Consider the following 20,345-nt stretch of genomic DNA (forward strand, 5'->3'; position numbering starts at 1 on the left):
ACGAGTGGGACATGTAGCGAATGACCAGCCGAGCCGAGGATCACCCACGGCAGCAGCGGCCGTCCAGCCCATTCACATCACCTCTGCACGACGGCGAGCATCGGCGGATAATCGACGGTATGGGCGCTCCCGCGCAGCAGGTACCGCGCGACTTGACCAACGCCGAGTCGCTGCGGCTGCTCGCGAGTGTGCGGTTCGGGCGCCTCGTGTTCGCCCGCTACGCGCTGCCGACCATCCGCCCGGTCAACCACATCGTCGACGACGACGCGATCGTCATCCATGCCAATCGCGGCGCCGCGATGAGTCCCGAGCGGCAGGTGGTGGCCTACGAGGCCGACACCATCGACGAGCGCACCCGGCGCGGCTGGTGCGTCATCGTCACCGGCACCGCCGAGGTGGTCACCGATCCGGACGAGATCGAGCGCTATCGCACCCTGCTGCGGCCCTGGCTGCCCGGTCCGCGCGACCACATCGTGCGTATCGAGCCCGACATCATCACCGGTGTCGAATTCATCGATCCCGAGGATCAGGCGGTGTCCTGAGCGGCGGTGCGCGCGGGTCGCGGGCGCAGGGTCACCGGTAGACGGCTCGGCGCGACGACGAAATCGCGATTGGACGGCCGCACCCGGTAACCGGGATCGGGTATCGGGTCCCAGCGCGACAGCAGCGCCGCGGTCTGCAGCGTGATGGTCAGCATCGCGAAATTGCTTCCGGGACAATGCCGGGGGCCGACGGCGAAGGGCAGCACGGCCGCGCGGTCGATGGACTCGACCCGGCCGGGCGCCCAGCGTTCGGGATCGAAGGTCTCCGGCTCCGGGAACCAGCGGGGGTCGTGATGAATCATGTACGGGCTGAAGGCCACTACCGCGCCCGGCGGCAGTGTGAGGTCGCCGAGCCGGACCTCGCTCGCGGCGGTGTTCGTGCTGACCCACGGCGCCCACATGCGCAGTGTCTCCTGCAGCGTCAGCCGCAGATACGGCAGTGCCGCAGCGTGTTCGGGGCGGACCGGCCCCGTGCCGACTACGGAATCCAGTTCGGCGCGCACCCGTTCGGCCACGTCGGAATGCCGCATCAGCTCGTGCCAGAGCCAGCCGAGTATCGAGGCGGTGGAGCCGACGCCGGCGGCCAGCATCAGCAGCAGCTCATCGATGATCTGCTCGTCGGACAGCCGGACACCGGTCTCCGGATCGACGTGCCGCACCAGCGCGGAGAGCACATCGTGGAAATCGTGGTCGCGGCGGCGGTACTCGGTGACGACCGCGCCGATCTCCGCGCGCAGCCGGGCGGCCCGGGTCCGGAAACGGCGATCGGCGATCAGTCGCATCCGGCGCACAGGGGCGGGCAGGGCGGCACGCTGGATCACCTGACCCAGCAGCCACGGAATATGTTCGCGGATCTCCTGTTTCGCGTCGGCGCCGAAATCGGCCGTGAACAGGGTGGCCGAGACCGTGTCCAGTACCAGGGCGTGCGCCTCGTCCATCAGGTTCACCGGGCCGGGGCGGCGGGTGCTCGCCCAGCGTTCCGCGATATCGGTTGCCACCCCGGCATATTCGAGCAGGCGGCGCTGGCGCAGGGCCGGGGCCACCAATCGGCGGCGTTGTTCGTGCGGCTTGCCGCTGAGCACGTTGGAGGCGCCGTGGATGATGTCGCGCACCGCCTCGCGCAGATCCTCGCGGTGGAATTCGCCGGCCTCGCCGAAGGCGACCTGCCGGATCAGTTCGGGCGTGGTGAGGACGTAGGCCGGGCGCGGTCCCAGCCGGACGCGCACCACCGGGCCGAGCGGTGTGAGCGAGGTGACGAAACCGAGCGCGTCGCGTAGGACGTGCAGGCTGTGGCCGAGCAGGGGGAGCGCGCCCGGTGCTGTCGGTATACCGGAAATATGCTCTGATCCAGGGCCTTTCGGCGTCCGCCCGGTCGCGGCCGTGACGGACGCCTCGCGGTAGACGGCGAGAATGCGATCGGTCTGCCGGGACTGGCGGACGGAATCGGCCCGGGTGGAAAGCTTTTCGCGAATGGCCCGCAGCGCCGCGCGGTCGTCGGCCAGCTCGCGCAGCGTCTCGGCGATCGCGGCGGGTGAAGCGTCGCGGGTGCACACGCCGCCGCCGTCGGGCAGCGACTCCGCCAGATCGCCGTCGCAGTACACCACCGGCAGTCCGACGGCGACCGCCTCGAGCAGCGCCATGCCCTGCGTGTCGAACCCGCTCGACGGGAACAGCAGCACGTCGTGCTCCCGCATCGCCGCCAGGCATTCGGCCTGAGTGACCGCGCCGCGCAACCGGATTCGGTCGCCCGCCACCCGGGCGGCGGCCCGCACGCGGTCCTCGTCGTCGCCGTCGCCGTAGATGTCGAGGGTGCAGCCCGGGACTCGCGCCACCGCCTCGACGGCCGCCACGGGACGCTTCTCCGCCGACAACCGCCCGCACCACAGCACCCGCAACGGCGCCGCGTCGTCGGTGTCCGCGCGCGGCGGCCCGAGCGACTCGAGGAGATCGTCGTCGACTCCGTTGGACACCACGTGGATCGGCCGTTTGAGGCCGTGGGCGCGCAGCCGGGCGGCGAAGTGCTCGGTCGGGACCACCACCGCGTCGGCGGCGCGGGCGTGCCCGACGACGGTGCTCCAGGCGTGCCGGGCGGCACGGGACTCGTCGTTGCGCGGGATCGGGGCGGGATCGCGCAGGAACATCCCGTGCAGGGCGCGCATCGTGACGGCACTGAGATACGGTGCGGGCGAGGTGTTCTCGATGAAGGCGTCGTCGCGGCTGTGCACCGACTGCACCAGCGGCAGCCCGTGGCGGCGGGCAGCGCGCACGCCCAGGATCCCCGCGCCGTAGGTGGTGTGGACGTGGACCACGTCGACCGGCTCGTGCGCGGCGAATTCCGCATCGATGAACCGATTGTTGGTCTTGGTCGGTATGACCATCGGGTAGCCGTTCACGCGTACGCCCGGCAGGCCGGTCAGCGTCCGGACATCCGGATCGGAGGTCGCCGGTCCGGGGATGGTGAACAGCGTGACACGATGCCCGAGCCGCCGCAGGGCGCGGCGTTGTGAATTCACCGAAGTCTGGATGCCGCCGACCGTGTCGGGGTGAAAATCGGTGAACATCGCGATGTGCACGCCCTCACCCTACGGGTGGCGCAGACGGTGCGGGAGGACGTTCGATCGGGAAGGAGACGGTATGAAGGTGGCGATCCCGTTGACGGGCACGCGCGGTGACGTGCAACCGGCTGTCGCGCTGGGACTGGAACTGCGGCGGCGCGGCCACGATGTCCGGCTGGGCGCCCCGCCGAATCTGGTCGACTTCGCCACCCGCGCCGGGCTCCCGGCGCAGAGCTGCGGCCCGGACGTGCAGCAGCTGTACTCCTCACCGGAGGGTCAGCGGGCTTTGGCCGCGGGGAGCAGCTTCCGGCTCATGCAGCTGGTCGGCAAGCAGATGGCCGACTACGCCGACCGGATGAACCGGGAGGTGATCGATGTGTGCGCCGGCGCCGAGGTGATCGTGTCCACGTTGCTCACCGAGGACCGGGCACACGCGGTGGCGGAGGCGGCCGGGGTGCCGATGGTGTCGCTGCACGGATTTCCGTCGCGCGCCAACGCGGCCTACCCGTTTCCCGGCGCGCTGCCGCCGCACTGGCGTCCTCCGGCCGCGATCAACCGGGCGACCTGGGCGGTGGCGGAGAATCTGCGCCGCGTCGTGTTCATGCGCTATCTGAACCGGCTGCGCCGGGAGCTGGGTCTGCCGCGCACCACCGCGAGCACCGCCGCCGAGCTGGCCCGTGACAATGTGCCCGAGGTGCAGATCTACGACGCCGCGCTGGTACCCGGCCTGCCCGAGCAGTGGGGTCCGCGGCGGCCGTTCGTGGGTTTCCTGCCGCTGGAGCGCACGGCGCGCGAGGCGGTGGGCGAACTGGCCGAGGACCACACCGACCTGATGTCCTGGCTGCGACAGGATGCGCCGCCGGTGTACTTCGGCTTCGGCAGCATGCCGATCCGCGACACCCACGCGGTGCTGGCGATGGTGACCGAGGTGTGCACCGAACTCGGGCTGCGCGGTCTGGTCAGCGCCGGGTGGAGCGATCTCGACGCCGCGAACGCCGAAACCGGCCCGCACATCCGGGTGGTGGGCCCGCTCGCTCACGACCTGGTGTTCCCGCTGTGCGCCGCCGCCGTCCACCACGGGGGCATCGGCACCACCTTCGAGTCACTGCGCGCCGGGCTGCCGACCATGGTGTGCTCGGTGTCGTTCGACCAGCCGATGTGGGGCGCGCAGGTAGAGCGCCTCGGGGTCGGCGCACACGTGAGCTTCCAGCGGCTGGACCGCGATCGGCTCGCCGCGGGCCTGCGCCGCATCCAGCGCCCGGAATTCGCCACCCGCGCCAAAGACCTCGCGGTGCAGCTGAACTCGAACGACGACGCGACCACGCGCACGGCCGACATCGTCGAGTCCGCGGGCCGATGAGCCGGGCCCGAGCGCTCCCGCGTCTCCGCCGGGTCTCGTCATCCCGGATGCGTCCCGACGTCCGGATGCCGGGGGGCGGCGGATGGCGGTGATCGTGGGGGCGGGGGTGGATTCGTGGGTGATGGTGCGGCGGTGTTTGCGGCGGACGGTGCGGGACCGGGATACGTTGCTCATCTCGATGTTGTTGCCGATTCTGGTCATGCTGCTGTTCGTGTATGTGTTCGGGGGCGCGATCCAGGTCGACATGCCTTACGTGGCGTATGCCGTGCCGGGAATCATTCTGTTGTGCACCGGGTTCGGGGCCTCGATTACGGCGACCGCGGTGGCGCGCGACGTGCAGGGCGGGGCGATCGAGCGGTTCCGGACGCTGCCCGCGTTCCGGCAGGCGCTGCTGGCGGGACATGTGGGCGAGGGGGTGCTGCGCAATTCCGGGGTGATCGCCATCGTGCTGGTCGCGGCGGTCGCGCTCGGCTTCCGGCCGCACGCCGGGCCGCTCGCGTGGGCGGCGGCGCTCGGCGTGATCCTGCTGTTCGTGCACGCCGTCGCCTGGATCGCGATCGCACTCGGGCTGCTGGCCCGCAATCCCGAAGCGGCGGGCGGCTTCACCTACGCGATCATGTTCATCCCCTACGTGAGCAGCGCGTTCGTCCCGACTGCCACCATGCCGTCCTGGCTGCGCGGTTTCGCCGACCACCAACCCGCGACGCCCGTCGTCGCCACCCTCCGCGGCCTGCTCGCCGGGACCGCGGTGGGGACGAGCCCGCTGGTGGCGGTGGTGTGGTGCCTGGCACTGGCCGCCGCCGGGTTCCTTGGCGCCGCAGTGCTTTTCGAGAGACGGTGAACCGCTAGCGCAGCGGACCGAAGAACGCGCGCAGGTGGCAGCCGTGCAGGCCCTGATCGAGCGGTACCGGCGTGGTGTTTCCTAAATTGGTCTGACCACTTGACCTCTTACCAATCCGGTTCTACTGTCGGCGCATGGCCCTGCCAGCGAATCGATCGGCGGACAGTTCCCGACACGGTGTTCGACCAGCTCGTCGACGAGGTACTGGACGGTGAGCTGGCGCCGGGGGCGACTCTGCCCGCCGAGCGGCAGCTGGCCGAGGTGCTCGGCGTGTCGCGGCCGACGGTGCGGGAGGCGTTGCAGCGGCTGGCCCACACCGGTCTGGTCGAGGTGCGCCAGGGCGGGGCGACCACGATCCGCGACTTCCGGCGTTCCGCGGGGGTCGACATGCTGCCCCGGCTCATCCTGCGCCGAGGCGAACTCGACCACGCGGTGATCCGCAGCATTCTGGAGGCGCGGCTGGCGATGGGACGCGAGGTCGCCGGACTGGCGGCCGATCGTGCCGGCGCCACGCTCGCGCCCGAGTTGGGGGAGGCGCTGGAAAAGCTTGCGGCCGAGCCGGATCCGGTGCGGCAGCAGGTCGTGGCCCTCGAATTCTGGGACCACGTGGTGGACGGCGCCGATTCGATCGTGTACCGGCTGTTGTTCAACAACCTGCGCGCGGTCTACGAGCCCGCCCTCGCGGCGCTGGCGTCGGTGATGGCGGCCGAGGTGAGCCGGATCGATCGCTATCGCGCGCTGGCCGAGGCGATCCACGCCGGTGCGCGCACCGCCGCCCAGGAGGCCGCGCACGCGCTGCTGTCCTTGGCGGCAACGGAATTCGACGCGATGCTGCGTCGGCTCGAGGAGGAACCGCAATGAGTGTCATCGATCGGATACGCGAGCGTCGCGGCCGGGCGGCCGACATCGATCGCCGGGCGCGCGGCAGGATGGCCGCCGAGGAGAGTCGGGGGCGTCGGCAGGTCACGCTGGGCAGCGCCTTCCGGGTGTTCGCGCGCCGCCCGTCACCGTGGATCATTGCCGGACTGCTGGTCGCGGCGCTGGTCGCGCGGGTGGTGGTCGGCGACTGGCGGCTCACCGATGCCGTGCTGCCGGTGGTGATGCTGGCCGCGTTTCCCTTCGCGGAGTGGGTGATTCACGTGTGCGTGCTGCATTGGCGGCCGCGCCGGTTGGGGCCTGTTACCTTCGACAGCCTGCTCGCCCGCAAACATCGGGAGCATCACGCCGATCCGCGTGCCGTGCCGCTGGTCTTCATTCCCTGGCAGACGTTCCTCTGGCTGCTTCCGGCCCTGATTCTCATTGCGGCGCTGGCGTTCCCGCGCCTCGGTCTCGGGCTGACCTTCCTCGTGGTCCTCGGTGTGCTCGGACTGAACTACGAGTGGTCCCATTACCTGATCCACACCGAATACCAGCCCCGTACGCGACTGTTCCAGGCAGTGCGGCGCAATCACCGGCTGCACCACTTCAAGAACGAGCACTACTGGTTCACGGTCACCACCTCCGGCACCGCCGACCGAGTCCTGGGTACGCACCCCGACCCGGGCGCGATCCCCGCCTCACCGACGGTCAAGGCATTGCACGCGTCCGGAGCGGTGTGAACGAGCCGGAGTTCAGTATCCGGCAACCACGTCGACGCGGGCGATCAGGTCGCGGCCGGTGACGAAACGGGTGACGTTGTCGCGCACGCGCTCGGCGAACGCGGCGTTGCGCAGGTGCGGCGGGTTCGAATCATGCGGTGTGACAATCGCATTCGGTAGTTCCCACAGGGGATGCCCGTCCGGGAGCGGCTCCGGATCGGTCACGTCGAGGCCCGCTCCGCCGATGGCGCCGTCCCGCAGGGCCTGCACGAGCGCGTCGGTATCGACCAGGCTGCCGCGCGCGACGTTGATCACCCACGAGGTCGGCCGCAACTGCGCGAGTTCGGCTTTGCCGACGAGGTGGCGCGTCTCGGGAGTGGCGGGCGCGGCGACGACGACGTGATCGGTGCGCGGCCACACCTCCGGAAGACGGTGCGCCGCAACCGTCTCCACCACGCCGGGCATGGAAACCGGAGTGCCGGAACGGTTCACGGCGATCACCCGCGCGCCGAACGGGTGCAGCAGCGTGACGAGTTCCCGTCCGATGCCGCCCGCGCCGATGATCGTCACCGTAGCCCCGCGCAGCGTCCCGATGTGCGGGAAGAAGTCGGTCTGCCGCCAGCCGCGGGCGCGCACGTGCTCCGGCAGATAACGGACTCCCGCGAGCAACAGCAGCAACGCATGCTCGGCCACGCTGCGCGCGAAAGCACCCGCCGCCGAGGTGAACACCACATCCGGATGCCGCCGGAAGATATCGGCGTCGAACCACTCCTCGACCCCGGCGGAGAACAACTGCACCCACTCGATTCCCGCGGGCAACTCCCGCGGAAACCCGGCCGGACCGCCGTCCCACACCAGCGCCCGAGCCTCCGCCGGCGGCGCCACCACCGCCCCGCCCGCACCGATGGCCCGCGTCAGCAGGTCAGTCGCCTCCGGTCCGAGAGCGATCGGAACAGCAGCCGCGGACATGTGCACCTCTCCTCTACGCATGATGGGCGCGCCACGGTACCGGGAACGCCCGCCCAAGGGGGACCGTACCCGGCGGGCGGATGTGAGTAGCGGGAGGCCGGGCGGGTCAGGATTCGGGGGGATCGTCGAGGTCGACCTCGACCTTGTCGCGATCGGCCCATTCCAGGAGCTGATTGATGTCGAAGACCGTGTTGTCGATGTCGGCGTGGAGATCGCCCAGTTTCGCGTAGCGGTCGGGGACGGTGGCGATGGTGAAGTCGCGCGGGTCCAGGTCGGGGATCTCGTCCCACCGGACGGGGGTGGAGACGGTGGCCTCGGGAACGCCGCGCACCGAGTAGGCGGCGGCGATGGTGTGGTCGCGGGCGTTCTGGTTGTAGTCGACGAACAACATCTTCGGATCGCGGTCGCGGCGCCACCAGGTCGTGGTCACGTCCTCGGGGGCGCGGCGCTCGACCTCGCGGGCGAAGGCGAGGGCGGCGCGGCGCACGTCTTGGAAGCCGTGGTCCGGGGCGATCCGCACGTAGACGTGTAATCCCTTGCCGCCGGAGGTCTTCGGCCAGCCGACCGCGCCCAGTTCGCCGAGCACCTCGCGCACGACACCGGCCACCCGTTGCACACGCGAGAACGGGCAGTCCGGCATGGGATCCAGGTCGATGCGCCACTCGTCGGGTTTCTCGGTGTCGGAGCGCCGCGAATTCCAGGGATGGAACTCCACCGTCGACATCTGCACGGCCCAGATGACGTCGGCGAGTTCGCTCACGCACAGTTCGTCGGCGGTGCGACCGTAGCGGGGAAAGTAGACCCGCACGGTCGGAATCCACTCCGGCGCGCCCGCGGGCAGCCGCTTCTGGTGCACCTTCCCGCCCGGCAGCCCCTTCGGAAACCGGTGCAGCATGCACGGCCGGTCCCGCAGCGCGTTGACGATCCCGTCACCGACGCTCAGGTAGTACTGGACCAGGTCGAGCTTGGTCGCCCCGGACTCGGGGAAATACACCCGATCCGGATTCGACACTCGTACCGTGCGCTCCCCGACGGTCAGCTCGACCGCCGGCGAGCCAGACTTGCCGGCCATCGGTCCGACGATAGTCGGTGATCATCGCCGCGGGCAGGGTGAATCAGGTGGGTGTCGCCAAGGCGAACGGCAGTACCGCCGGAGCCCCGGCCAGCCGCAGCGTGCGGGCGGCCAGCGTGAAGGTCCAGCCGGTATCGGTGAGCGCGTCGACCAGCAGGATCGGGCCGTCGGCGGCGGACAGGTCGGGCGGTTCCCAGGAGTCGAACAGCGCGGCGACGCGGTGCGCGGAGTTGGCGGCCGACACCGGCGCCCGATCGGGCCGGGTGCGCAGGATGCCGAGGTCGCGCAGGCGGCCGATGTGGGCGAGCCGGGCCGACAGGTCGGCGGTCAGGCGGGGATGCGTCGGCGACTCCAGGGCCATGACCGCGGTCGGGCGCTGGTCCCAGTCCCATTCGCGCAGCACGGTGATGCACGCCTGCACGATGTGGTCGGGGACGGGTTCGTCCGGGCCGTCGAGCAGGGCGCGCAGGCGTTTGCCCCACGCCAGATCGCTGAGGCGGCCCAGCACGCGTCCCGTCTGCGCGCCCTCGTTGATCTTGCCCGACAACGGGATTCCCAGTTTCGACATCCCCGTCGGCCACTGCTTGCGCGGGGCGAGATCGATGCCGGGGCGGTCGAGCCGGGCGCGGGTGGCGGTCAGCTCGTCGGTGCCGACGGTGGTGTCGAGACGGGAGCCGGTGCAGTTGTCGCAGCGCCCGCAGCCCGCCTCGCCCAGGGCGGGATCGTCGAGCTGGCGGCGCAGGAAATTCATCCGGCACTCGCTGGTCGCCTGGTAGTCGATCATGGCCTGCTGTTCGGTCTCGCGCGCGGTCGAGAGGCGTTCGTAGCGTTCGGTGTCGTAGACCCACGGGACGCCGGTGGCGATCCAGCCGCCGCGCACCCGCCGCACCGCGCCGTCCACATCCAGCACCTTCAGCACCATCTCGAGGCGCGAACGGTTCAGCTCGACCAGCGGTTCCAGCGCGGCCGTCGATTGCGCGCGCTCGCGATCGAGTACCTCGAGCACGGACCGCACCACGTGGTCGCGCGGGAACGCCACCGACGCGAAGTAGCTCCAGATGCGGCGGTCCTCCGGGCCGGGCAGCAGCAGCACCTCGGCCCGTTCGGTGCCGCGGCCCGCGCGGCCCACCTGCTGGTAATAGGCGATGGGGGAGGACGGCGCGCCGAGATGTACGACGAAACCCAGATCCGGCTTGTCGAAACCCATGCCCAGCGCCGACGTGGCGACCAAGGCCTTGACCTCGTTGTCCAGCAGGGCCTGTTCGAGCAACTCCCGCTCGGCCGTGTCGGTCTGCCCCGTGTAGGCGGCGACGCGGTGGCCCTGCGTGGCGAGCAGGTCGGCCAGGTCGTGCGCGGCGGCCACGGTCAGCGTGTAGATGATTCCGGAACCGGGCAGCTCGTGCAGGTGCTTGCCCAGCCAGGCGGTGCGCTGTACGGCATCGTCGATGCGGACCACCGACAGGTGCAGCGACTCGCGGTCCAGCGCGCCGCGCAGCACGAGGGTGTCGGTGCCGATCTGGCTCGATACGTCGGTGACGACCCGGTCGTTCGCGGTGGCGGTGGTGGCCAGGACCGGGACCTCGCTGCCGAGGTCCGCGATCAAGGTGCGGATGCGGCGGTAGTCCGGACGGAAGTCGTGGCCCCAGTCGGAGACGCAATGTGCCTCGTCGATCACGACCAGGCCCGCGTCGGCGGCGAGCTTCGGCAGCACCGCGTCACGGAAATCCGGGTTGTTCAACCGCTCCGGGCTGACCAGCAGCACATCGACCTCGCCCGCTGCCACCTGCGCGTGGATATCGTCCCACTCGGTGACGTTGCCGGAGTTGATGGTGGCCGCGACCACGCCGGCGCGACGCGCGGACGCCACCTGATTGCGCATCAGCGCCAGCAGCGGCGACACGATGACCGTCGGGCCCCGCCCGTCGCGCCGCAGCAGCTTGGCGGCGATGAAATACACCGCCGACTTGCCCCATCCAGTGCGCTGCACCACCAGTGCCCGGCGCCGCTGCACGACCAGCGCCTCGATCGCCGTCCACTGGTCCTCCCGCAGCCGCGCCCGCGGGCCCGCCAACTCCCGCAGCAGTGCCTCGGCGGATTCCCGCAGCTCGGTCGTAGTCACGGGCTCCATCGTGCCCCACTACCCCGACACCGAGCGACGCCCCGTCACTTCCCGCACCCCTTCCGCATTCCCGCACCCCTTCCCGAACCTGCCAGGGGTGCGTGAACCAGCGCGGCGTGCATGAACCAGCGTGGCGTGCGTGAACCAGCGCGGCGTGCGCGGACCAGCGCGGCGTGCGCGGACCAGCGCGGCGTGCGTGAACCAGCGCGGCGTGCGGGACCATGCGTGGCGCGGGGCAGACGATGTCCGCTCCTCGCCCGAGCGGAGCCGAATCAGGCGTTGCCCGAACCTGTCTCGCGTTCGGAGCGGCCGGGGGTGGTCGCGGCGGCCAGATCGAGCAGGCGGGCGCGGACCAGGTCGGGGCGTTCCTCCGGAATGAAATGGCCGCAGCCCGAGACGTATTCGACGGTGTAGTCGTCGGCGCGGGCCGTTTCGGCGGCGGCCAGAGAGCGGTGGATGGCTCCGTCGTCGGTGCCGAACAGGGCGCGAATCGGGATGGTGGACCGGCGGCGTTCGGGGCGCCGATTGGCAGGGACCTCGCGCAGCAGGAAGGTGCGATAGGTGTCGGTGGCGGCGCGAGCGGTGACCGGGTCACGGAAGCGGTCGGTGTAGGTGCGGATCACTTCGGGGGTGAACTCGTCGCCACGGGTGACACCCAGGCGGAAGACTCGCTCCAAGAAGCGGGTGTGCCGCTGCAACGGCACCCCGGGCCCGGCCACGAGTGGCTGGTAGAGCAGGAAACGCCAGAAGTGCGGCGCCATCGTGCGCGCCGTCTGCCACGGATGGGCGATGTTCAGCGGCAGGTAGCCGTCGAGTCGGCCGGGATCGCCCAGCACCATCAGGAAACCGACGTAGCCGCCCCAGTCGTGCCCGATCAGCAGCGCGCGCCGCACGTCGAGTTCGTCGAGCAGCGCCAGCACATCCCGGGCGACGTCCTCCTTGGCCCAGCGGTGCGGCGGCGGACCCGACCAGCCGTAGCCCGGCAGATCCGGTGCGATGATCCGCAGCCCCGGCGGCGGATCGGCGAGCAGATGGCGGTAGGTGTAGTGATGCTGCGGCCAGCCGTGCAGAACCACCACGGGCCGCCCGTCGGCCGGGCCCGCCTCGGTCACATGGAACCGCACGCCTCGCGCGGTGACGAAGCGGCGGCGCACACCGGGCAGCGCCGGCGGTTCGGAGATGACATCGGTCGAGCGCATACCCGATGCTAACCAGCAGCGACCGCGAGAAGTCCGCGCCGCGAACATTTCCGACCAGGGGCGGACATTTCTCCGACTCAGGCATGACAATGAGTGCGGCAGAGGCGGCGAGGTCTCGCGGGCATGCGGGAATTGCAGAAGGGACGGCCGATGCCGAACAAGTTCGAGTCACCCGCGGGCTGGACGCCGCCGGGAGCGCAATTCCAGAACCGCGCGCTGGGCGGCCGCACCGTGGGTGGCGTGCTGTTCGGGCTCCTGGTGACGCCGATCGGCATCGCGCTGGCGGCCAAGGGCGGCGCGGACATTCGCTACTGGGTGATCGTCGGGGCGGTCACCGACCGCTGGACCGCCGCACTGGAGATCATCGGCGGCTCGCTGCTGCTCCTGCTCGTGGTCGTCATGGCCGCGTTCTCGCCGCTGGGCACCACCGTGGCGGCGCTGGTCTGGGGCATTCTGCCCGGCATCCTGCACCTGCTGTTCCCCGACGAGACGTTCGCGCTGATCGCCGACCTGGCTTTCCTCGACCCGTCGATGCAGGTCGCTCTCCATGCCTGGGTCACCTACGGTTTCGCGCTCATCTCCGGATTCCTCCTACTGGGCGCGGGAATCGTCGGCGCGCTGCGGAAGAACTGAGCCCCGGCCCGCAGCCCTTCACACACAGCACCTGCCGCAACGTCGCGATCACCTCCACCAGATCCCTTGCCGCGCACCACATACGAGCGGGGGTCTAGGTGTCCGAAATAGAGATGCGGCAGATCGGAAATTGCATGGAATGTACGGGGATCAACGCGATGATCCGTATTCAGTGAATGCCGCATAATTGCCCCCTGACCTAGATGTCGGGAGTAGCATGCTCAGATGTTCGGGGAAGGGTCGATTGTCCATCGAAATTTCCGAGCGCGACGCAGATATACTGCCACGGCTGCAGCGCCACATTCCTGTACATACGTATATCGGAGCGCGGACTCGACGGACCAATTTTGCGAGCGTCTATGTCACCAACTTCCTGTACATGTACTCTCGCACGGCTCGTGTGGAGTTCGAAGAGTTCGGCGTGCTGGTGGGTAGGAAGCACGACCTGATCAGGCCACCCGATCAGGAATACTCCCGCCCGGACTATCTTCGTGGAATTATCGATGGAGACGGTGCGATCGGCTTCACTGCTCGCGGATATCCATTCATCAGTCTGGTCACGGCAAGTCCTTTCATTGCGGAACACTTTTGCGCTGAGATCGCAAGCGTGTGTGGAGTCACGCGCACAGCGCGCCGAAATCGTCGCGATGGTTGCTTCAACGTGATGGTTGCGAACGGTCCGGCGGTGGAACTAGCGCGTTGGTGTTACCCGTGGCGCTGTTTGTCGATCCGCCGCAAAGCCGCAGCGGCACGTGAGGTAGGCCGGTGGGTAGCCCCCAACTTGCGGTATGGCTGCGCGCGGAAGTCGTGGACCGACGAGGAGGATGCGGAAATTTTGTCCGACCGTACGGTAAAAGAACTGGCCGAGTTGCTCGGGCGCACCGAGAGCAGTGTCGGAATGAGGCGGTGGAGGCTCGGTCGTTCGGCCGGTGATGCCAGCCAGCAAGTGAGGTGATCTTGCCACGGTAGGGATCGGAGGGACGCGGTACACCCGAATAGGTCCCACCGTCCACGGCCGTCCGCTACGTGAACGGCGGTACCGCCAGGTCGTCTCCGAAGATTTCTGGCAGGTCCTGGCTCACGCTGTCGGGGAAGCGCGCGGCCCGCTTCTCCAGGAACGACGACACGCCCTCGCGCGCGTCGGCGCTCGCCCCGCGTTGCCGCAGGGCCCGGGATTCGATGCGGTGCGCGATCATCGGATGGTCGGCACCGAGGTTGCGCCACAACATCTTCCGGGCCAGCGCGACGGAGACGGGAGCGGAGTGCGCGGTGAGGCGAGCGGCCAGCGCGTAGGCCTCGTCGAGCAGTGCGTCGGCCGGGTGCAGGGCGTAGAACAGCCCGGCGTCGAACGCCTCTCGCGCCTCGACCAACCGGCCCGAGTACACCCAGTCCAGTGCGGTCTGCATCGGGACCAGGCGCGGCAGAAACCAGCTGGAGCACGATTCGGGCACGATGCCGCGCCGGTTGAAGACGAAGCCGATGCGAGCGCCCTCGGCGGCCAGCCGGAAATCGGCGGCCAGTGTCAGGGTGATCCCGATGCCGACGGCGGGCCCGTTCACCGCGGCGATGATCGGTTTGCGGGAATCGAACATCCGCAGCGCCACCTCGCCGCCGCTGTCGCGGAACGGCTTCGAGCCGTCGTCCTCGGGCGCCTCGAAGGTCTGCGCGCCCGCCGACAGGTCGGCCCCCGCGCAGAACGCGCGCCCCGCGCCGGTGAGCACCACCGCCCGAACCCGGTCGTCGCGATCGCAGACGTCGAACGCGTCGATCAGCTCGTCGCGCATCGTGAGGGTGAAGGCGTTGAGTTGCGCCGGGCGGTCGAGGGTGACGGTGGCGACGGCATCGGAGATGTCCAGGCGAATATCGGCCATGGCGGAGAGCATGCCATCCCCGTTCACCCCGGGCCGATTCGGCTGTCCGAACAAGTGATTGGTAATTCCGCAATGACGGCGCAAGATACCGCCCGGTACTTCGGTTCTTTGTGAGCGAAGGTTCTTCCACCGTGGTAGAAATCCAGGCAGCACGAAGGGTGGAGCCTGATGGAACCTACGGCCAAGCAGCGAGCGGCGCTCGGCATGATCTGCGATACGTTCACTCCCGGCGACGGGCTGACGCTGCCGTCGGCGTCCGAACTCGGTGCGGTGGACACTGTTTTCGACCTGCTGGCGCGCAACCCGCGCGAGGCCGAGCAGCAGCAGCTGGCCCGCCTGCTCGATCTGTGGGACTCGCCGATCCTCGGCCTGCTGACCGGTCGCGGGCCGCGGCGCTTCTCCGCGCTGTCGCAGGCGGACCGGGAGCGGGCGCTGCTGCGGCTCGGTGACTCCCGCCTGGCCCCGGTCCGGGCGGTGTTCCAAGCGCTCAAACAGGCGTCGCTGCTGGCGTACAACGCGACTCCCGGCCCGACGGGCGCCAACCCGATGTGGAAGGAGATCGGCTACGCCGCGCCCTTCGGCCCGCTGCGGACGGCCCCACAGCCCGCGCTGACGCCGCTGCGGATCACCGAACCCGACACGCTGTCGTGTGACGTCGTGGTGATCGGCTCGGGCGCGGGCGGCGGGACGGCCGCGGCGGTGCTGGCCGAGGCCGGTCTCGACGTGGTGGTGCTGGAACGCGGAAACTATTACGACGACCGGGATTTCGGCAAGGGTGAACTCGACGCGCTGCAACACCTGTACGCGCCCGGCCCCTCCGCCACGGCCGAAGGACAGCTGACCCTGGTCGCGGGCACCTGCCTGGGCGGCGGCACCGTCGTGAACTGGAGCACCTCGCTGCCCACCCCGGACCACGTCCGCGCCGAATGGGCCGAACTCGGCGCGCGGCAGTTCACCGAGCCGGAGTTCACCCGGGCGCTGGAGACGGTGCAGCGCCGCCTCGGCGTCAACGACCGCCGATCCCCGCTGTCGGCGCGCGACGCCGTACTCGAGCGCGGGGCGCAGGCCCTGGGCTGGGCGGTGGATACCTTGCCGCGCAACGTGTCCGACGCCTGCGACGCCGGCGCGGAGTGCGGCCGGTGCGGTTACGGCTGTCGGCTGGGCGCCAAGCAGTCGGTGACGAAGACCTGGCTCGCCGATGCGGCCGCGCGGGGCGCCCGCCTCGTCGTGGACGCCGATGTGCGGCAGATCTCGGTGAAAAACGGCCGGGCGGAAGAGGTTTCGGCGCGCACTTCCAGCGGCGTCGAATTCCGGGTGCGGGCGCGGGCGGTCGTGGTGGCCGCGGGCGCGATCCAGACCCCGGCGCTGCTGCGGCGTTCCGGCCTGCGTAACAAGAACATCGGCCGCTATCTGCGGCTGCATCCGGCGGCGGTGGTCTTCGGCGTGTTCGACGAGGAGATCCGCCCGTGGGAGGGCGGCATGCAGGCGCGGATCTGCCGCGAGCACGCCGACCTCGACGGCCGGGGCTACGGCGTCATCTACGAGACCGGCCCGATCAACCCGGCGCTGGCGACCGGCTTCATGAGCTGGCGCGGCGCCGCCGAATTCCGTTCCACCATGCTGGATTTCGCGCACTCCAATTCCGTCGGCGTGATCACCCGGGACCGCGACCACGGCACCGTGTCGGTCGATCGCAGTGGCGAGCCGGTGGTGAAGTACCGGCTGTCGGATTACGACGCCGCCCACCTGCACACCGGCCTCGACGGATCGGCGCGGATTCTCGCCGCCGCCGGTGCGCGCCGGATCTTCTCCGGTCATCAGGCGGGTGTGGCCTACGAGCCCGGAAAGCGGGGCTCGCACGAGGAATTCGCCGCGGCCTGCCGGGCGGCGGGCTACGGTCCGGGCCAGTGCTCGATGGGCGCGCTGCACATCATGGGCTCCGCGCGCATGGGCGGTTCGCCGGACACCTCCGCCACCAACCCCGACGGCGCCACTTGGGACGTGGCGAACATCGTCGTCGCCGACGGCTCCTGCTTTCCGACCGCCTCCGGGGTCAACCCGATGGTCACGATCGAGGCGATCGCCTACATGAACGCGAAACGACTTGCCGCGCAGCTGATCTGATCGTTCCGGCGCCAGGCTGGTGTCAGAGGGCCTTGATGCCGTTCAGCACCGCCCGGAGCAGATCGACGTCGGCGCCCGTCTCCGCGATGGGCGCCGGTGACCGGTAGACCAGCCGCCCGTCGTCGATCAGATCCCCGATGAGCACCTTGGTGAGCGTCAGCGGGAGGCCCAGCTGCGCCGACACCTCGGCCACCGACTGCTGCACCCGGCACAGCCGCACGATGGCGGTGTACTCCGGTTCGGTGCGCCGCACCGGAAGCCCGATGCCCGCGTCGATCAGCAGGGTGCCGGTGTTCAGTTCCGGTCGTGCCGCGCGGCCTCGGCCGCGGGTGACGGCATAGAGACGGACGAGGGGTCCGGCGTCCTCCTCGTACCAGGACTCGCGCGGGTAACTCATTGCTGTCTCGGGATATTCGGTTGCTGCCGCAGGTCGACGGCCAGGTGGGCGCGGACCCGCTGGACGGTCTGATTCATTTCGTAGGCGACCATACCCATATCGGCGGTCTCGGCGGCCAGCAGCGCCAGGCACGCGTTCTCGCCGGCGGCGGTGACGAACAGCACCGCGCGGTCGAGTTCCACCACGGTCTGGCAGACGCCGCCGGCGTCGAAGTGGCCGCCGGCGGTGCGGGCCAGGCTGTGCAAGGCCGACGCCATCGCGCAGAACTTCTCCGCGTCGGCCCGCTCCAGTTGCGCCGAATGGCCGAGCAGCAGGCCGTCGGTGGACAGCAGGACCACCGATCGGGCGCCGACCAGGCCGTTGATCAGTTCGTCGAGCAGCCACCCGAGGTCGGTGCGCTGGGAAGTGGTCATCGTTACCGTCTCCTCGGAATCATTCTGTGTCGGTCGGTTCGGGGCGCATGTGGCGACCCCGGCGAGTGCCGCCCTCGATGGCGGACATCAGGTTTCGCGCCTCGTCGGCGGTGCGCTCCCGCGGCGGCTCGGGCACGGGAGCGGCCTGCTCGTCGTGCACGGCGGTGGCCTGCCGGCGGCGGCGGGGCAGCGGTGGCCGGGCCGGGGTGGCGGGCGCGGGCCGCGGCCGGTACTGCGGTCCGGTCACGGCCTCGCTGTCGTCGGCAGGATCCGCGACGGCGACACTCGTCCGTCCCGGCTCGAACCACGCCGACGCGGCCGGAGCCTCCGCCGCGCTGCCGTTCGGCACGGCCGGTTCCGCAGCGGCGCTCGTCTCGACCGCCGCATACTCGCCGGTGTCCGGCGCGTACTCGCCCGGCCGGGGCTCGCCCGATTCGATCAGCGCGGTCGGGATCAGCACGACCGCCCGGATACCGCCGTAGACCGACTCGCCCAGCCGGATCGAAATCCCGTGGCGGGTGGCCAGTTTGGCGACCACGAACAGTCCCAATCGGGTGTCGGAGGACAGCGCCGCCACACTGAAGTCCGGCGGCTCGGCCAGTACCCGGTTGCGTTCGGCGATCTCGTCGACGGACATGCCGAGGCCCTGATCGACGATCTCGACCGCCACGCCGCGGCCGACCGTCGTCGCGGTCACCTCGACACGCGCCTGCGGTGGCGAGAACGCGGTGGCGTTGTCCATCAGCTCGGCCATCAGGTGGATGAGGTCGGCGACGGCCTTGCCGGCGACGCGCGCCTCCGGAACCCGTCCGGTCTGAATCCTGGTGTAGTCCAGGCTCTCCGCGACCGCGCTGCGGATCATCTCCAGCAGCGGCACCGGTTTGCGCCAGCGGCGGCCGGGTTGCTCGCCTCCGAGGATGATCAGGTTCTCCGCGTTGCGGCGGGCGCGAGTCGCCAAATGGTCCAGCTGGAACAGCAATTCGAGCTGGTCGGGGTTCTCCTCCCGGCGCTCGGCCTGGTCGAGCAGGGCCAGCTGCCGGTGCACCGCGACCTGGCTGCGGTGCGCGATGTTGAGGAACACGGTGTTCACCCCGGCGCGCGTCGTGGCCTCGGCGACCGCCGCCGACACCGCGGCGACGTGGGCCCGGTTGAACGCGTCGGCCACCTGGCCCAGTTCGTCGGTACCGAAGTCCAGGCGCGGCACTTCCGCTTTCGTGTCGACGGCCTCACCGGCCTCCAGGCGCGCCATGATGCCGGGCAGCCGCTGATCGGCCAATTCCAAAGTGTCGCGGCGCAAGCGGCGCATCCGGCCGATGAACCGGTTGGCCAGTACCAGCGCGGCCACGAAGGCCAGGGTCGCGATCACCAGCACCGCCACGCCGCCCGCCAGGGAGCGCGCCGCCGTGTCGTCGCCCTGCTCGCGGGCGATGACGTGCGCGTCGCGGCTCTGGTCCTCCCACAGCCGCAGCAGCGCCGAGTTCACCTCGACGGAGACCCGCTGCCAGTCGGCGATGCCGAGGGGAAGGTCGGCCGCGCGCGTCGACCGCGCGTCGCGGGACCGGCCGCTTTCCGAGGAACGGGTGTCGTCCGCCGTTACCGGCCCGCGCAGCACGACGGCCTCCTGCATGGCCGTCAGCTGCTGCCAGGCCGGACTGTCGGTGATCGCCCGCAGCTGCGCCAGCCGGGTGCCCTTCAGCGCGCCGCCGGAATACGTGACCGCGCCGCGGAATTCGCCGACGTAGCGGTTGAATTCGGTCAGCTGCGCCGGTGTCAGCTCGCCCACGGTGAGCGCCATCGCGCCGAGCGTGTCGGCCTTGGACAGCGCCTCGGCGGCGCGCAGCGGCTCGACGCCGTAGCCGAGTTCGATGGCGATGGCGGCGTCGGGCGCGACCCGCGCGGCGATCATCGACGCCCCGACGATGGTCTCGATAATGCTGGTGAAAGCCGCGAAGATCTCCTCCTGCGGCGCCTGGCGCGCGTCCACGCCGCCGCGCAGCTGCGGCACCAGCGCGAAGAGTTTGTTGTAGCCCTCGATATCGGCGGCCGAGCCGTCGGGGTTCAGCTTGCGGGCCGCGTCGCCCTTGGCGATCACCGCGGCCAGCGCCTGGTCCGAATGCCCGCGGGCGGTGGTGAGCTGGGCCTGGGCGTCCGGGTCACCGGCCAGGTGCAGCACCGAGAGCCGGCGTTCCTCCTCGAACGCCTGCACCATCAGGATCGCGGGCGTCGTCGTGCTGCTGGCCAGGTCGGCCCACTCCTTCGCCGCCCGGCCCGACTGCACCAGATAGGCGGCCGCGCCCACGCCGATCACCAGCAGCGTCGTACTCGAGATGAGCACGATCGCCAGCAGGCGGACCCGGACGCTGACCCGGCCACGGACGCCGCGGCGGCCCCAACCGGTAATTCCCAGACGATATTTGGGCAGATCCGGCCCACTATTCACAGTTGATCCGTCCGTCCCCGAGTTCGCACCGGCCCGGCCGCATCGGCATCCGAGTCACCGACGTGCCACCTCCTCTGCACCGCTGTACCAGAACGGCGCCTAACTTCTTCCGCCCAGAGGGTAGCGAAAACACCGCGAACCGACCATGTAACGCCAACATTGTTGACGCGTAACACTTTTTGCCGAGCGCCCGGCCACGCCGTATCCCGCACCGCCGCGGGGATTCCGGGTTA

General features: G+C 70.1%; 17 protein-coding genes. 8 read left to right on the top strand and 9 right to left on the bottom strand.

Going from position 1 to position 20,345, the window contains the following annotated elements; translation table 11 throughout:
• Nucleotides 1-119: 119 nt before the first annotated feature.
• Nucleotides 120-542, top strand: coding sequence for a pyridoxamine 5'-phosphate oxidase family protein (locus tag ACFMRZ_RS30950; protein WP_280276248.1), 423 nt, complete (start codon nucleotides 120-122; stop codon nucleotides 540-542).
• On the opposite strand, the gene ACFMRZ_RS30955 is transcribed toward ACFMRZ_RS30950, so the two are convergent.
• On the bottom strand, nucleotides 527-3,115 hold the full coding sequence (locus ACFMRZ_RS30955; protein WP_400181790.1) for a cytochrome P450: 2,589 nt from the start codon (nucleotides 3,113-3,115) through the stop codon (nucleotides 527-529). The two genes, ACFMRZ_RS30950 and ACFMRZ_RS30955, sit on opposite strands and share 16 nt — an antisense overlap.
• Before the next feature lie 61 nt (nucleotides 3,116-3,176).
• On the opposite strand from ACFMRZ_RS30955, the gene ACFMRZ_RS30960 reads away from it, so the two are divergent.
• From ACFMRZ_RS30960 to ACFMRZ_RS30975, 4 genes are all read left to right on the top strand, one after another.
• Complete coding sequence (locus tag ACFMRZ_RS30960) at nucleotides 3,177-4,457, top strand: glycosyltransferase (RefSeq protein WP_400181791.1); 1,281 nt, start codon at nucleotides 3,177-3,179, stop codon at nucleotides 4,455-4,457.
• 82 nt (nucleotides 4,458-4,539) lie between these two features.
• Nucleotides 4,540-5,298, top strand: a complete 759-nt coding sequence (locus ACFMRZ_RS30965; protein ID WP_400181793.1) for an ABC transporter permease — start codon at nucleotides 4,540-4,542, stop codon at nucleotides 5,296-5,298.
• Nucleotides 5,299-5,475: 177 nt separating this feature from the next.
• Nucleotides 5,476-6,159 carry a FadR/GntR family transcriptional regulator gene (locus ACFMRZ_RS30970; RefSeq protein WP_400181794.1) on the top strand — a complete coding sequence of 228 codons (684 nt, stop codon included), beginning with the start codon at nucleotides 5,476-5,478 and terminating at the stop codon, nucleotides 6,157-6,159.
• A 68-nt stretch (nucleotides 6,160-6,227) separates the two neighbouring features.
• On the top strand, nucleotides 6,228-6,896 hold the full coding sequence (locus tag ACFMRZ_RS30975) for a sterol desaturase family protein (protein ID WP_400183013.1): 669 nt from the start codon (nucleotides 6,228-6,230) through the stop codon (nucleotides 6,894-6,896).
• 12 nt (nucleotides 6,897-6,908) lie between these two features.
• On the opposite strand, the gene ACFMRZ_RS30980 is transcribed toward ACFMRZ_RS30975, so the two are convergent.
• The 4 genes from ACFMRZ_RS30980 to ACFMRZ_RS30995 form a co-directional block, all read right to left on the bottom strand.
• Entirely contained in the window at nucleotides 6,909-7,844 is a 936-nt protein-coding gene (locus ACFMRZ_RS30980) for a D-isomer specific 2-hydroxyacid dehydrogenase family protein (RefSeq protein ID WP_400181795.1), read from the bottom strand.
• 106 nt (nucleotides 7,845-7,950) lie between these two features.
• Complete coding sequence (gene ligD / locus ACFMRZ_RS30985) at nucleotides 7,951-8,916, bottom strand: non-homologous end-joining DNA ligase (protein WP_400181796.1); 966 nt, start codon at nucleotides 8,914-8,916, stop codon at nucleotides 7,951-7,953.
• Between the two features lie 43 nt (nucleotides 8,917-8,959).
• Complete coding sequence (locus ACFMRZ_RS30990; protein ID WP_400181797.1) at nucleotides 8,960-11,035, bottom strand: RecQ family ATP-dependent DNA helicase; 2,076 nt, start codon at nucleotides 11,033-11,035, stop codon at nucleotides 8,960-8,962.
• A gap of 272 nt (nucleotides 11,036-11,307) precedes the next feature.
• Nucleotides 11,308-12,234, bottom strand: a complete 927-nt coding sequence (locus ACFMRZ_RS30995) for an alpha/beta fold hydrolase (protein ID WP_400181798.1) — start codon at nucleotides 12,232-12,234, stop codon at nucleotides 11,308-11,310.
• A 150-nt stretch (nucleotides 12,235-12,384) separates the two neighbouring features.
• Between ACFMRZ_RS30995 and ACFMRZ_RS31000 the strand changes: the two genes are divergently transcribed.
• Nucleotides 12,385-12,867, top strand: coding sequence for a hypothetical protein (locus ACFMRZ_RS31000; protein WP_280276239.1), 483 nt, complete (start codon nucleotides 12,385-12,387; stop codon nucleotides 12,865-12,867).
• 244 nt (nucleotides 12,868-13,111) lie between these two features.
• A complete protein-coding gene (locus ACFMRZ_RS31005; RefSeq protein WP_400181799.1) occupies nucleotides 13,112-13,822 on the top strand; it encodes a hypothetical protein in 711 nt (236 codons plus the stop codon).
• A 67-nt stretch (nucleotides 13,823-13,889) separates the two neighbouring features.
• Here the strand turns inward: ACFMRZ_RS31005 and ACFMRZ_RS31010 are convergent, their stop codons facing one another.
• Nucleotides 13,890-14,738, bottom strand: a complete 849-nt coding sequence (locus ACFMRZ_RS31010) for a crotonase/enoyl-CoA hydratase family protein (RefSeq protein WP_400181800.1) — start codon at nucleotides 14,736-14,738, stop codon at nucleotides 13,890-13,892.
• Nucleotides 14,739-14,906: 168 nt separating this feature from the next.
• Between ACFMRZ_RS31010 and ACFMRZ_RS31015 the strand changes: the two genes are divergently transcribed.
• The gene (locus ACFMRZ_RS31015; RefSeq protein WP_280361054.1) at nucleotides 14,907-16,862 is read left to right on the top strand and encodes a GMC family oxidoreductase; all 1,956 of its coding nucleotides are present in this window, start codon (nucleotides 14,907-14,909) and stop codon (nucleotides 16,860-16,862) included.
• A 22-nt stretch (nucleotides 16,863-16,884) separates the two neighbouring features.
• Here ACFMRZ_RS31015 and ACFMRZ_RS31020 read toward each other — a convergent pair whose 3' ends face one another.
• The 3 genes from ACFMRZ_RS31020 to ACFMRZ_RS31030 are packed head-to-tail and all read right to left on the bottom strand — an operon-like array spanning nucleotide 16,885 to nucleotide 20,112.
• Nucleotides 16,885-17,259: a DUF742 domain-containing protein gene (locus tag ACFMRZ_RS31020; RefSeq protein ID WP_280276235.1), complete on the bottom strand. Its 375-nt coding sequence runs from the start codon at nucleotides 17,257-17,259 to the stop codon at nucleotides 16,885-16,887.
• On the bottom strand, nucleotides 17,256-17,672 hold the full coding sequence (locus tag ACFMRZ_RS31025; protein ID WP_280276234.1) for a roadblock/LC7 domain-containing protein: 417 nt from the start codon (nucleotides 17,670-17,672) through the stop codon (nucleotides 17,256-17,258). The genes ACFMRZ_RS31020 and ACFMRZ_RS31025 overlap by 4 nt, the downstream gene beginning before the upstream one ends.
• 19 nt (nucleotides 17,673-17,691) lie before the next feature.
• On the bottom strand, nucleotides 17,692-20,112 hold the full coding sequence (locus ACFMRZ_RS31030; RefSeq protein WP_400181801.1) for a nitrate- and nitrite sensing domain-containing protein: 2,421 nt from the start codon (nucleotides 20,110-20,112) through the stop codon (nucleotides 17,692-17,694).
• Between the last annotated feature and the right edge of the window lie 233 nt (nucleotides 20,113-20,345).

The organism is Nocardia sp. N2S4-5, assembly GCF_044628355.1.
In the GTDB taxonomy this organism is placed as follows: domain Bacteria; phylum Actinomycetota; class Actinomycetes; order Mycobacteriales; family Mycobacteriaceae; genus Nocardia; species Nocardia wallacei_B.